Source organism: Pseudodesulfovibrio halophilus DSM 5663, assembly GCF_059568665.1.
In genome coordinates, this window is record NZ_JCANTV010000009.1 from 217,377 (window position 1) to 229,509 (window position 12,133).

Sequence of the window (12,133 nt, forward strand, 5' to 3'; positions counted from 1 at the left end):
GGAAGATAACCCATGGAAAACGGCTTCTTGCATTCCATCGACACCGCGATAAGCGGACGATCCCCCTGGAAACGCGACGCGCTCTGGGCCACATGCTGGTGCATGGGCCTTTACCTGCTCACCCTCGCCCTCCGCCTCAGTTTCTGGACCATGTGGGATCACCCCTTGCTTCAGGTCAACGGGGAATTTCTGCTCTCCACACACGACTCGTATTTCTGGCTCGCCAAGGCCCGCGACGTGTCCTTTCACGAACCGGAGCACATGGCGTGGCTGACCCGGATGATCCACGAGATCACGGGGATCGGGCTGGGCGACATAGGGTTCTGGGGGCCGGCTTTCCTGGCCAGCCTCGTGGCCCCGGTCTGCTTCCTCTGGGGATGGCTTGCCGGTGGGCGCACCGGCGGGATCGTTGCGGGCTGCATCGGCGCCATGAGCTTCGGATTTTTTCAACGCAGCAAGCTCGGCTACTACGACACCGACCTCTTTACCATGCTCATGCCCCTGCTGGGGGGCCTCGCCCTCGCGTGGTGGGGGCGCTCCTTCTTCCGCCGCAGCTGGCTGCCCGCGGACGCGGAGCCCATGCGGGAGACCATGTCCTCTCCCTGGACGGCGCTGGCCGTGGGACTGCTCCTGCGCATGGCAAGCTGGTGGCATCAGGACCTCGCCTTCCTGAATTCGGTGCTGGTCATTGGCGCCGGCATCATGGTCGTCGTTCTGGGCGTTCGCGAACGCAGGCTGCGCGGCATGCTCGAGTGGAGCGCGATCCTGCTCGCCTCACTGCCGGGCATGGGCCTCGGAAAGCTCACTCTGCTACCGATGATTCCGCCTGTCACCCCGTCACCCGTCTACGCCCGGGCCGTCATTTCCATTCTTCTCGCCTGCGCCGTCCTCTGGATGATCCGCGCGAACCGCATCCCGGAGCGGCTCAGGGAATTCGGCAGCCGCTGGTGGTTCGGCCTCGGCCTCATCGTGTTTACGACACTGCTTCTCACCAACGTGGCGCTCAATCCGGTTATCATGCTGCTGGACAAGGTCGCCACCTACCTCGGGGCGGTGTCCAGCGTCGACGGCGCGTCAGGCGCGGCGGCCGCAAAGTTCCCTTCCGTCATGTCGAGCGTTGTCGAAGCCTCCGACGTCAGCCTCTCGGATGTGCTCGTCAAGATTTCGATCAACAGCGTCTGGATCGGCGCCCTGTCTCTGCTGTGCGCCGTATTCTTCGTCATTTTCCGCCCCGAGACCGCCCTGCTGCTGCCGATGCTGATCATCGCGCTCATGGGGCTGCAGCTCGGCTCCCGCTTCGCCATGTTCGGCGGCGCGGCCTCCGCCGTCTTCATCGGACTGGCCGCCAACACGGCGGGGAACCTGCTTTTCGGCGGACACCGGCTCCGCAAATGGGGGCAGCCCGCCCTTCAGGCCGTGGTCGGATTGGCGCTGCTGGCCATGGTCTACACGGACTACCGCTCCCTGCCGCCCACTCCGGTAGTGACCAAGCCTCACGCCGAAGCGCTCATGGGCCTGCGCGAACGCATCGACCCGGAGGCCATCGTCTGGACATGGTGGGACTGGGGATACGCCACATGGTACTACTCCGGCATCCGGCCGCCCATTGACGGCGGCAAACATGCAGGCGAGGACGTCTTCCCGGCCGCTTACGCGCTGGCGAGCACCTCCCCCAAGCGCGCCAACCAGATGCTCCGCCTTGCCGCGTCCAGAAATTTCGAGCCCTTCAAGGGCATGAGCGCGGACGAAGCGCAGGCCATGGTCGAGTCACTCGGCAAGACCGACGCAGAGTTCGACGTGAAACGGCCGCAGTACCTCGTGGTCACCTGGAAGAACGTCCGGCTCACGCGCTGGATCTCCCACTTCGGCAACTGGAACCTCGAAACAGGAAAAACCACCGAGTACGAGCTGTTCAACCCGAACCCGTCGCAGTTCCGATACAACGTCCAGCAAGGCATGATCGCCAACGCATCCGGCCAGCGGATGCGCATCGAGAGCGTCGACATCCTGGGCGACGGCGAGGTCAAGAACCGCTACTATCCCATGAACGCACAGTCGTCGCGACTGCTGCGCAAGACGCCGCACCTCGTCATCAACGGACTCATGGGCAAGCCGTTCCTGCTCAGCAGAGACGCCTACGACAGCATGCTGGTCAGGCTGCTGCGCGACGACCCCGAGAGCCCCTCAATACGCAAACACTTCCGACTGGTGGCCGATGGACTGCCCTTTGTGCGCATCTACAAGCTGGTCACCCCGGATAAGCAATAGGAGACCGAATCCATGTCAATCCCTTTCATTGACCTCAAGACGCAGTACCGCGAAGTCGAAGACGCCGTGAGAAGCGGCATCGACGCGGTTCTCGAACACGGTAAATACATCATGGGCCCGGAAATCACCGAGCTCGAATCCAAGCTGGCCGACTTCGCCGGAACCAGACACGCCGTGGGCTGCGCATCGGGGACCGACGCCCTCATGATGGGTCTGATGGCGCTCGGCGCCGGACCGGGCGACGCGGTGTTCACCACCCCGTTCACCTTCATGGCCACTGCCGAGACCGTATCCCTGCTGGGCGCGACCCCGGTCTTCGTGGACATCGATCCCGTCACCTTCAACATGGACCCCGCCGACCTCAAGCGAAAGATCGCCAAGGTCAAGGACGAAGGCAAGCTGCGCTGCAAGGGCGTCATCGCCGTGGACCTGTTCGGCCTTTCCGCCGAGTACGAGGCCATCCAGCAGCGCGCCCGCAACAACGGCATGTTCCTCATCGTGGATGCGGCCCAGTCCTTTGGCGCCACCTACCACGGCAAGCGCACCACGGCATACGGCGACGTGGCCTGCACCTCCTTTTTCCCGGCCAAGCCGCTCGGCTGCTATGGCGACGGCGGCATGTGCTTCGCCAACAGCGACGAGATGGACAAGCTCCTGCGCTCCATCCGCGTGCACGGCATGGGCGAGGACAAGTACGACAACGTGCGCCTCGGCATCAACGGCCGCCTCGACTCCATGCAGGCCGCCGTGCTGCTTGCGAAGTTCGCCATCTTCCCCGGCGAAATCGAGAAGCGCAACGAAATCGCGACCCGCTACAACGAGCTGCTCGCCGACGTGCCGGGCGTCACTCCGCCCACGGTCCCGGAAGGACTTGAGTCGGTCTGGGCCCAGTATTCGCTTCTTGCCGAATCCGCAGAGCACCGCGACGAGCTCATGGGCAGGCTCAAGGCCGCGGACATCCCGTCCGTGATCTACTACCCGATCCCGCTGCACCTGCAGACCGCCTACAAGTCGCTGGGCTACCAGCGCGGCGACCTGCCCGTGTGCGAAGGCATCGCAGACCGCATCTTCAGCCTGCCGATGCACCCGTACCTCACGGCCGAGCAGCAGGAAACCATCGTCACCGCACTGAAGACCGCCTGCTAGGAGCCGCCTGATGCGCATGCCCACGTTCTTCGCCCTGTTCCGCCCCTTCGCCTTCGGGCTGGCCGTGGCATACTGCCTGACGGGGTTTGTCGACCTGCCGGAACCCATCCGGCTCGGCGGACACACCGCCACGGCGCAAGGCGTGGTGGGCGGCGACGAGGCGCTTCTGGTCACCCAGCGCAACATCCTGCGCATCGGCTCCCCGTTCTCAGCGCCCATTTACGGGCAGGAGGAACGCTTCGAGGGGCTGGTCCCGGAACAGGACTACCGCGGCTGGTCCGTTGACCCCGACCGCGAAAGCGGCGAGTATCGGGGGTGGGTCGCACCGGAATAGCGACGAGAGAGAATGCAAAAACACGAACCGCCGGGAGCCCTGCTTCCGGCGGTTTTTATAGAAGCCCCTCATGGAGACGTTGCGGTGGCCCCCTCCGTCAGCACGAGTGGCGGACCTGCCGAACGGCCGACACCGGTTTCACGGGCACCCCCGACAGCCCGTCTGCGCGCCCGATAAAGCTCAACCCTCCATGCAATCTCCGCAGAGCGGGTACGTTTCGCGGCAAACGGCGTTCCGGCCGAACACACCGTCCTCCTTTCGGCTTCAGCCCACGACCACCCGGTTCCGGCCGCCTTCCTTGGCGTCGTACAAGGCCTGATCCACGCGCTTGACGAAGTCGTCCGACGACTCGCCCTGGCGGCGCATGGCAACGCCGAAGCTGGAAGTTATCCGCCGTGGAACATCGGTGAAGTCCGTTGCCTCGACCGCTTCGCGAAGCCGCTCGGCCGCCTCCACCGCGCGGTCCATGTCCGAGGCCGGGAGTAGCACCATGAATTCCTCCCCGCCCCAGCGGGCGAAAAAGTCCGAGCGGCGAATATCGGAACGCACCAGCGCCGATATCTCCCGCAGCACGCTGTCGCCCACGTCGTGACCGTAGGTATCGTTGATGGACTTGAAGTGGTCTATGTCGAACATGACCAGCGAGAGGTTGCTGTCGCGCACCGAGCTCTCTTCCAGAATCCGCAGGAAGCTGCGTCGGTTCAGGGCGCGGGTCAGCGGGTCGGTGGAGGCCTCGTCCGCCAGATGCCGCCGTTCATCCTCAAGCGCGCTCACGTCGTGAAAACTTATCAGGCGTATTCCGGAGCCCGGAAGCGAGCTGTGACTCACGGAGAACACGCCGGGCAGCCCATCCGGGTTGGCGGGGTTCGCCAGGTGCGCCACATGGTCCACATCCAGCCGGTCATCCGTGACGGCGGAAATCCAGCGCTCGTCACCTCCCTCGTAGACCGCGCCGTCAAGGCGTTCCATATAGTCGCCGGGGCCGGCCCCATCCGCGCTCATGGCTTCATGGTCCTCGTAGCCGCAGTAGTTCGCCAGCGGGCGGTTGGAGTAAATGACGCGGCCCTCCTTTTCCAGAAGGGCCATTGCCGGAAACGCGTCGAGCAGGCGATGCAGGTCGCGATCCGCCTGACGCAGCCTGCGCCGCAGGAAAATGTTTCGCGCGCACCGGCGCAAAGCGCTCAGAAGCCTTTCCTGATCCACCGGGCTTCTGATGAACGCATCCACGTTGCGCTCCACCACCTCCAGCAGCCGCCGGGGGTTGTAGCTGTCGTAGACCACAATCAGCGGGGCGTCCTCACGCTCGCGCCGGATGAGGGTCACGAGGTCGTTGCCGTGGCTGTCAGCAAGGTTCATGTCCACCAGCGTCACATCGGGCGACTCGGCCCGGAAGCGCTCCGCCGCCGTGGCTGCGTCAGGGGCCGCCGCAACGCGGGACACGGCCCTGCCCAGCATGTCCACGAGCCGTTGCCGTTCGTAGTCGTCTTCAAGGGCCACCAGAATACTGAGCCGCTGTCTCGAACGGGCCATGGACACCACCTTTGGCATTGGTTTTCGTACATCCACGATTGCACCCGCAATCTCGTCGGATGTCAACCGGATGCGCGACACGAAAAGCCCCCCGGCCGTCAACGGCCGGGGGGCTGATACACGTATGGGGGGGTGACGTTATTCAGGCTTCTGCACGTCCACGACCTTGACGCCGAACTCCTTCACCTTGTCGGTGGGCGGTTCGAAGATGGCCGCCATGAACGGCGTGGATGCCCCGGGGCGCAGGAACGTATTGTTGGAGAGGATGCCCACCTCGGAGGCGAGCCCTTCCTCGATTTCCTGCTTGGACTGCACGCGCAGCTGGAACATGGAGAGCGTGTTGCCGCCCATGACCCGCTGAGAGGTCAGGACGTTGCCGTTGGCATCGTAAAGGAAGACCTCCACCTCGATGCGTTCACGCGGAGTGTCGAAGGCGTTGACCGCCTCGCCCTGCACCACGAACACCAGCCCGGCCTTTTCGTTCTGCACGTAATACTGGCGAACGTTCTTGAGCTCGATGTTCTTGATCTTCTCTTCCGGGGAAAGCGGGGCTTCGGCCTCGCCTTCGTCGAACATGCTGCCGATGACCGGTACGTCCGCAAGCAGGGAGGCCGGATCAATGCCGAAGAACTTCCACGCCTTGAAATACCATCCCGCGGCCAGTCCGGCTGCGATGAGGAAGATGACGACCATGGCGACCCATTTTCCTTTGCCGCCGGGCTGCCGCTCGGCTTCGGACTCGTCCAGATCGAAGTCGGTCTCGAACGGGCCTTCGGCGGGCTCCTCTTCGGAGTCGTCGGACTCGCCCTTCTGCTCGAAGAGGTCGCCTTCTTCGGGTTCCTCGTCGAACAGGCCGCCTTCGAGGTCATCGCCCTCGGCGGGTGCTTCGGCGGGCTCCTCCTCGGCTTCCGGCTCATCGTCGTCCCCGAAGAGATCGGCGTAATCGTCGTCTTCCGGGGGAGCCTGCGCACCACCGGGGGCTGGAGCCTCAGCCGGCTCGTCGTCGCCGAACAGATCGCCCAGATCATCCTCGGGCGCGGAGGCCGCCGGAGCTTCCGGCTCTTCGGCGGGCTGCTCGGCGGGCTGCTCGTCATCCTCGCTCGCGAAATCATCCGGAGAGACTTCGTCCGCACTGCCGACGGGCTCGTCGAAAAGGCTGTCGAAGTCGTCATCCGCAGGCATGTCGTCGTCGGCAAAGACGTCACCGCCGTGCTCGGCGGGTTCTTCCGTTTCCGCGGCGGCTTCACCCCCGGGTTCTTCGGCGGGCTGTTCCTGCGGGGCGGGTTCATCGTCCGGGGCTTCGCCCTGTCCGGCCACCTCGTTGAATGCCTTGTCGAACTCGTCGTCCGTGTCCGGAGCGGCTGCTTCGGCCCCGACTTCGGGCTCCTGATCAAGCAGGTTCTCCACTTCCTCCTCGGGCATGGAAGCGGGCGGCTCCGCCTTGAAAATGTGACTGCATCGGGAGCACTTGACCTTGGTTCCGCCCGCGGGGATGCGATCCTCGGGCAGATTGTATTTCGTCTCGCAGTTCGGGCACGTAACGATCATGGCGCGCACCTCTGGGTGATCGGTTTACTTTCCGGCATCGGTGGAGAGTTCGTAGATGCCGTCAAGCTCGCGGTAGCGTTCAGCGTAATCCAGACCGTATCCGACAATGAACCCTTCCGAAAGGTTGAATCCGGAAAAGTCCACCTTAACGCCTGTTTCACGTCTCTCATGCTTATCAATTAGCGCACAAATTTTCAAACTCTTGGGATTTCTCCGCTTCAGGACGTGCAGCAGGAAGTCCATGGAGTGGCCGGTGTCGACGATGTCCTCGATGACCAGCACGTCCTTGCCTTCGATGGGAATCTCCAGATCCTTGGAGAAAATCACGTCCTCGCTGCGGGAGGTGGCGGAGCCGTAGCTCGCCAGCCGCACGAAATCCACCTCCATGGGCCTGTCGATCCTGCGGATCAGGTCCGAGAAGAACAGGAACGCGCCCTTGAGCACGCAGATGCACACGAGGGGTTCGTCATTGCTTTCGTAACTCTGAACTATCTCGCGCCCGAGAACGTCTATGCGCTCGCGGATGGTTTCGCCGGTAATGAAGGGGGTCAGTTTATGGCCCATTGCTATCGGTCCCGTCGGATTACAGTTCAATGGTCATGGCCGTCTCGTTGCAAAGGTCCGGGAACCTCGGGCAGTTGAGACAGTCAGCCCATATCTTCTGGTTGAGGTTTTCCATTTCGGTGTAGGCAAAGCCCATGCGCTCGAAGAATCCCGGCACCTCGGTCAGGGTGAATATCGAGTAGATGCCGAGGGTCACGGCCTCGCTCAGGGCGGCGTCCACGAGCTTCCGCCCGAGTCCGGAACCCCGGCAGTCCTTGCTCACAACGAGCGAACGGATCTCCGCCAGATCGGCCCAGGTAATGGAGAGGGCCACGCAGCCCACTATTCCGCCGTCTTCCTCCACCACGAAAAAATCCCTCAGATGGCTGTACAGCTGACTGAAGGAGCGCGGCAGGACGAGCGACTCGTGATCCTCCTGCCGGAGCAGGAGAGTATGGATGGCCCTGACGTCCGGGATTTTGGCCTTGCGGATTATCATGCTCGGTCCGTTCTATTTTGCGGGGAAGCGGTTGCGCATCGCGTCGTGCTCCGCGGCGGAGAATTCGTTCGGATGGGTCAGGCTGCGCATCAGCGTGTGCAGCACTTCCGGGCTGAAGCCTTCGAAGCTGTAGAGGTGACTGCCGGAGGCGTCGTAGAAGTCGCTGCGGGGGATGCCCCGGATGGCGCGCTTGCGCAGCAGCCCTTCCGTGGCCCGGTAGACGTCGAGCGGCGTCTCGCCGCCGAAGAACTTGTCGATCTGCTCCGGGCCGTCGTTGACGGAGACGGCCAGAATATCCACGCCGTCCCCCACTTCGCGCTTGTAGTCCTCAAGCGCCGGGATCTCCTTCATGCAGGGCGGGCACCACGTGGCCCAGAAGACCACCAAGGTCGGCGTCCCCTCGGACTCCGACAGTTTCGCCTCCATGGCGGAGGGGTCGAGCACGGGATATTCGGCGGCCGAAGGCAGACACCCGGCCAGCAGGATTATCAGCGCCGCGACGGACGCAGGGATGAAGCGTGCGGTTTTCATCGCAACATCATAGCAGGGATCGCCGCGGAATCAAAGGGCAAGAATCCGACCCTACTGGACCAGGTTCTGCGCGATCCGAACCGCGTCGAGAGCATCCGTGCTCCACCCGTCCGCGCCGATGGCGTTGCAGAACTTCTCGGTGACCACCGCGCCGCCGATGATGACCTTCACGTCCATGCCGCGCTCGCGCACCAGCTTCACCGTGTCCTCCATGCGAACCATGGTCGTAGTCATGAGCGCAGAAAGGCCGATGATGCTGGCCTTGTGCTCAACCGCGGCTTCCACGATGCGCTCGGCGGGGACGTCCTTGCCGAGGTCGACCACCTCGAAGCCGTGGTTGCCGAGCATCAGGCACACGATGTTCTTGCCGATGTCGTGAATGTCGCCCTCGACGGTGGCCATGATGACCACGGGCTTGCTGCCGCCCTCGGATTCGGCCTCGAGCAGCGGCTGCAGGCGGCCGAAGGCGGTCTTCATGGTTTCCGCGGAGCGCAGCAGCTGCGGCAGGAAATACTCCTTGCGCTCGTACTTCTCGCCCACCTCCATGATGCCGGGAATGAGCAGGTCGTTCACCAGATTCATGGCGGACATGCCGGCCCCCAGCTTCTCTTCCACGAGAGTGAGGATGGCGTCGCGGTCGCCTTTGACCACGGCGGAGAAAACCGGATCCGCGTCGTCCTGCGAGCCGGAGGATGTCGGAGCGCCTCCACCGGTTGCCGCGGGTGCGGCCGTACCCGGAGTCCAGTCTGAATAGCCCTCGATATACCGCTGCGCCTGCTTGTCGCGATCCAGCAGCACCTCGACGCTGTGCAGGGTCTCCTGCAGCCGCGCGGAGTTGGGGTTGGCGATGCAGGAGGTCAGCCCCGCGCCCATGGCGAGCGCCAGAAAATTGGAGTTGAGCAGCTCGCGGGCAGGCAGCCCGAAGGAGATGTTGGACAGGCCGATGGTGGTGGCCAGCCCGAGGTTCTCCTTGCAGTGCCGGATGAACTCGAGGCTCGCGCGGGCCGCTTCCGGCTTGGAGGACACGGTCAGGGCCAGCGCGTCCACCACGATCAGACGCCGCGGGATGCCCAGCGCGTCGGCTTCCGCCAGCAACCGCTCCAGCACCTCGATGCGTTCGGCTGCGGTCACGGGCAGCTTCTTGCCCTCCAGCGGCAGCAGGATGAATGGCGCGCCGAACTTGCGACACAGCGGGCCGAGGCGTTCCATCTTGCCGGGCTCACCGGTGATGGAGTTGACCAGCGGAGAGCCGGGGTAGTTCCACAGCGCGTTTTCCACCGCGTCGGAGTCGTTGGAGTCGATGGCAAGCGGACACTGGTAGCGGGCCGCCAGCGACTTGACCAGCTCCGGCAGCAGCTCGCCTTCATCGACCATGGGCGCGCCCACGTTCACGTCGAGCACCGGGGCGCCCAGCTCGGTCTGCTCCGAGGCGAAGCGCATGGCCTCGTTGAAGCGGCCTTCCTGGAGCTCTTCGGTGAGCAGCTTCTTGCCCGTGGGGTTGATGCGCTCGCCGATGATGACCGAGCGGTGGTCGAAGCCGAACGGCACGGACACGGCGCGGGAGGTGACCACGGCGCTGGCGTGGTCGGTCTTCTGCGGCATGGTCCAGCTGCGGCCCTCGGCTTTGGCGCGCAGGGCCCGGATATGGTCCGGGGTGGTGCCGCAGCAGCCGCCGATGATCTTCGCGCCCACGTCCAGAAATTTCACGGCCTGTTCGGCGAACGGCTCGGGGGCAAGGCGGAAGACGGTGTTGCCCTCCTCGTCCAGCTCCGGAAGGCCGGCGTTGGCCTCGGCGAACACCGGTGTCTCCAGCCGGGGCAGCCACTGTACCAAAGTGTCGTACATCTGCTCCGGCCCAGCGGAGCAGTTGGTGCCGATCAGCTCCACGCCGAGGTTCTGCATGGTGTCCACGTAAGTCTGCGGAGAGGTCCCGGTCAGACAGGCGGAGCCTTCGAACGTCATGGACGTGGCAACGGGCAGGTCGCACACTTCGCGCGCCGCCACCACCACGGCCTTGATCTCGGCGAGGTCGAAATGCGTCTCGGCAAGGATCAGGTCCGCGCCGCCTGCGGCGATGCCCCGAATCTGCTCGCGATAGATGTCCACCATCTCCCGGAAGCTCAGGGGGCCCAGCGGCTCAACGAACTTTCCCGTGGGCCCCACCGATCCCGCGACGAAGGAACGCCCGTCCGCCACTTCGCGAGCGAGCTCCACCATGCGGCGGTTCAGCTCGAAGACGTCGGCCTTGCCCTCCAGCTTGGGGGCGGAGCCGCCGAAGGTGTTGGTGGTGACGAGGTCGGCCCCGGCCTCCACGTAGTCGGCGTAGGCCGAACGGATGACGTCCGGCGCCTCCATTCCCCACAGCTCCGGGGAAAGACCGGCGGGCAGCCCCCTGCTCTGCAGCAGGGTTCCGTATCCGCCGTCGAAGAAATATACCTTGTCGTCTGCGAGCGCTTTCCTGAAATCAGCCACGATGGTCTCCAGTGCCGTCCCCGGGCTCGGGGAGCTTCATTCTAATATCAAGATTATTTGATATAACCCGGAAGTCGCGAAAAATCAAGCCTCCGGAGATCGGGGGAGAGTCCGGCCCTAGCGAAAAACATTGAAAAGGACAAATAAAAAATATACGCTTCCTTTTTATGGTTCCGAAACCGAGAACGGGCGCATCCGCCCGCCGAATATACCCCAGACACGACAATGGCATCCGATAAGAAGAGCATCGATCCCGAAATCGAAATCACCGACGAAGAAGAGATCGATCCCGAGATCATCTCCGAAGAAGAGGCGTCGCGAGACGAATTCCTTCCGGTGACCAAGACCCCGAGCCTGCCCGCGTCCTTTGACCGCAAGAGCTCGGAGGTCTCCATCCGCGATCCGCTGCAGTTGTACCTGCGAGAGATCGCGCGCTTTCCCATGCTCAAGCCTGACGAAGAGCTGGAGCTGGCCCGCCGCGTGCGCGATGAAAACGATCAGGACGCCGCGTTCCGGCTGGTGTCCTCGCACCTGCGGCTCGTGGTCAAGATCGCCATGGACTTCCAGCGCCGCTGGATGCAGAACGCGCTCGACCTGGTGCAGGAAGGCAACGTGGGCCTGATGAAGGCCGTCCAGAAATTCGACCCGGAAAAGGGCATCAAGTTCTCCTATTACGCGGCATTCTGGGTCAAGGCGTACATCCTCAAGTACATCATGGACAACTGGCGCATGGTCAAGGTGGGCACCACGCAGACCCAGCGCAAGCTGTTCTACAATCTGAACAAGGAACGCCAGCGCCTCCAGACCATGGGCTTCGACCCCACCACCGAGCTGCTCTCCGAAAAACTCGACGTCAGCCCCACGGACATCGAGGAGATGGACCAGCGCCTGTCGCGCAACGACATGTCGCTCAACGCGCCCATCGGCGAGGAGTCCGACGCCACGCGCATGGACTTCCTGCCCGCGCTCGATCCCGGCGTGGAGGAAAAGCTCGCCAATGACGAGATCACCGAGATCCTGCTGCAGAACATCAGGGGCATCGAGCCCATCCTCAACGAGAAGGAACTGGTCATCCTCCGCGAGCGCCTCCTGTCCGAGAATCCCGTGACCCTTCGGGAAGTGGGCGAGCGCTTCGGCGTCACCCGCGAGCGCGTGCGGCAGATCGAGGCCCGTCTGCTCACGAAGATACGCGAACACCTCGCAGACGCGGTCAAGGACTTCTCCCGCGACTGGATCGAGGAAGAGGCATAGCCAAACCCATG

General features: G+C 63.7%; 10 protein-coding genes. 4 read left to right on the top strand and 6 right to left on the bottom strand.

What is annotated here, in order from left to right; all coding sequences use genetic code 11:
• The first annotated feature begins 12 nt into the window (after nucleotides 1–12).
• The 3 genes from BR24_RS05870 to BR24_RS05880 are packed head-to-tail and all read left to right on the top strand — an operon-like array spanning nucleotide 13 to nucleotide 3,748.
• A complete protein-coding gene (locus tag BR24_RS05870) occupies nucleotides 13–2,268 on the top strand; it encodes an STT3 domain-containing protein (protein WP_496540560.1) in 2,256 nt (751 codons plus the stop codon).
• Nucleotides 2,269–2,280: 12 nt separating this feature from the next.
• On the top strand, nucleotides 2,281–3,414 hold the full coding sequence (locus BR24_RS05875; RefSeq protein ID WP_496540561.1) for a DegT/DnrJ/EryC1/StrS family aminotransferase: 1,134 nt from the start codon (nucleotides 2,281–2,283) through the stop codon (nucleotides 3,412–3,414).
• 10 nt (nucleotides 3,415–3,424) lie between these two features.
• On the top strand, nucleotides 3,425–3,748 hold the full coding sequence (locus BR24_RS05880; RefSeq protein ID WP_496540562.1) for a hypothetical protein: 324 nt from the start codon (nucleotides 3,425–3,427) through the stop codon (nucleotides 3,746–3,748).
• A 264-nt stretch (nucleotides 3,749–4,012) separates the two neighbouring features.
• Here the strand turns inward: BR24_RS05880 and BR24_RS05885 are convergent, their stop codons facing one another.
• The 6 genes from BR24_RS05885 to BR24_RS05910 all read right to left on the bottom strand — a co-directional run bounded on the left by BR24_RS05885 (nucleotide 4,013) and on the right by BR24_RS05910 (nucleotide 10,871).
• Nucleotides 4,013–5,278: a GGDEF domain-containing protein gene (locus BR24_RS05885; RefSeq protein WP_496540563.1), complete on the bottom strand. Its 1,266-nt coding sequence runs from the start codon at nucleotides 5,276–5,278 to the stop codon at nucleotides 4,013–4,015.
• Nucleotides 5,279–5,416: 138 nt separating this feature from the next.
• Complete coding sequence (locus tag BR24_RS05890) at nucleotides 5,417–6,826, bottom strand: DUF3426 domain-containing protein (RefSeq protein ID WP_496540564.1); 1,410 nt, start codon at nucleotides 6,824–6,826, stop codon at nucleotides 5,417–5,419.
• A gap of 24 nt (nucleotides 6,827–6,850) precedes the next feature.
• The gene (gene hpt / locus BR24_RS05895) at nucleotides 6,851–7,390 is read right to left on the bottom strand and encodes a hypoxanthine phosphoribosyltransferase (protein ID WP_496540565.1); all 540 of its coding nucleotides are present in this window, start codon (nucleotides 7,388–7,390) and stop codon (nucleotides 6,851–6,853) included.
• Between the two features lie 19 nt (nucleotides 7,391–7,409).
• Complete coding sequence (locus BR24_RS05900; protein ID WP_496540566.1) at nucleotides 7,410–7,868, bottom strand: N-acetyltransferase; 459 nt, start codon at nucleotides 7,866–7,868, stop codon at nucleotides 7,410–7,412.
• Nucleotides 7,869–7,880: 12 nt separating this feature from the next.
• Nucleotides 7,881–8,399, bottom strand: coding sequence for a TlpA family protein disulfide reductase (locus BR24_RS05905; RefSeq protein ID WP_496540567.1), 519 nt, complete (start codon nucleotides 8,397–8,399; stop codon nucleotides 7,881–7,883).
• Between the two features lie 51 nt (nucleotides 8,400–8,450).
• Nucleotides 8,451–10,871, bottom strand: coding sequence for a homocysteine S-methyltransferase family protein (locus BR24_RS05910; protein ID WP_496540568.1), 2,421 nt, complete (start codon nucleotides 10,869–10,871; stop codon nucleotides 8,451–8,453).
• 225 nt (nucleotides 10,872–11,096) lie between these two features.
• Here BR24_RS05910 and BR24_RS05915 point away from each other — a divergent pair, with 225 nt between their 5' ends.
• On the top strand, nucleotides 11,097–12,122 hold the full coding sequence (locus tag BR24_RS05915) for a sigma-70 family RNA polymerase sigma factor (RefSeq protein WP_496540569.1): 1,026 nt from the start codon (nucleotides 11,097–11,099) through the stop codon (nucleotides 12,120–12,122).
• Nucleotides 12,123–12,133 lie beyond the last annotated feature (11 nt).

Bases quoted from the DNA above. Each gene is read 5' to 3' on its own strand.
- BR24_RS05870 (WP_496540560.1), top strand. From the start codon at position 13: ATGGAAAACGGCTTCTTGCATTCCATCGACACCGCGATAAGCGGACGA.
- BR24_RS05875 (WP_496540561.1), top strand. From the start codon at position 2,281: ATGTCAATCCCTTTCATTGACCTCAAGACGCAGTACCGCGAAGTCGAA.
- BR24_RS05880 (WP_496540562.1), top strand. From the start codon at position 3,425: ATGCGCATGCCCACGTTCTTCGCCCTGTTCCGCCCCTTCGCCTTCGGG.
- BR24_RS05885 (WP_496540563.1), bottom strand. From the start codon at position 5,278: ATGGCCCGTTCGAGACAGCGGCTCAGTATTCTGGTGGCCCTTGAAGAC.
- BR24_RS05890 (WP_496540564.1), bottom strand. From the start codon at position 6,826: ATGATCGTTACGTGCCCGAACTGCGAGACGAAATACAATCTGCCCGAG.
- hpt (WP_496540565.1), bottom strand. From the start codon at position 7,390: ATGGGCCATAAACTGACCCCCTTCATTACCGGCGAAACCATCCGCGAG.
- BR24_RS05900 (WP_496540566.1), bottom strand. From the start codon at position 7,868: ATGATAATCCGCAAGGCCAAAATCCCGGACGTCAGGGCCATCCATACT.
- BR24_RS05905 (WP_496540567.1), bottom strand. From the start codon at position 8,399: ATGAAAACCGCACGCTTCATCCCTGCGTCCGTCGCGGCGCTGATAATC.
- BR24_RS05915 (WP_496540569.1), top strand. From the start codon at position 11,097: ATGGCATCCGATAAGAAGAGCATCGATCCCGAAATCGAAATCACCGAC.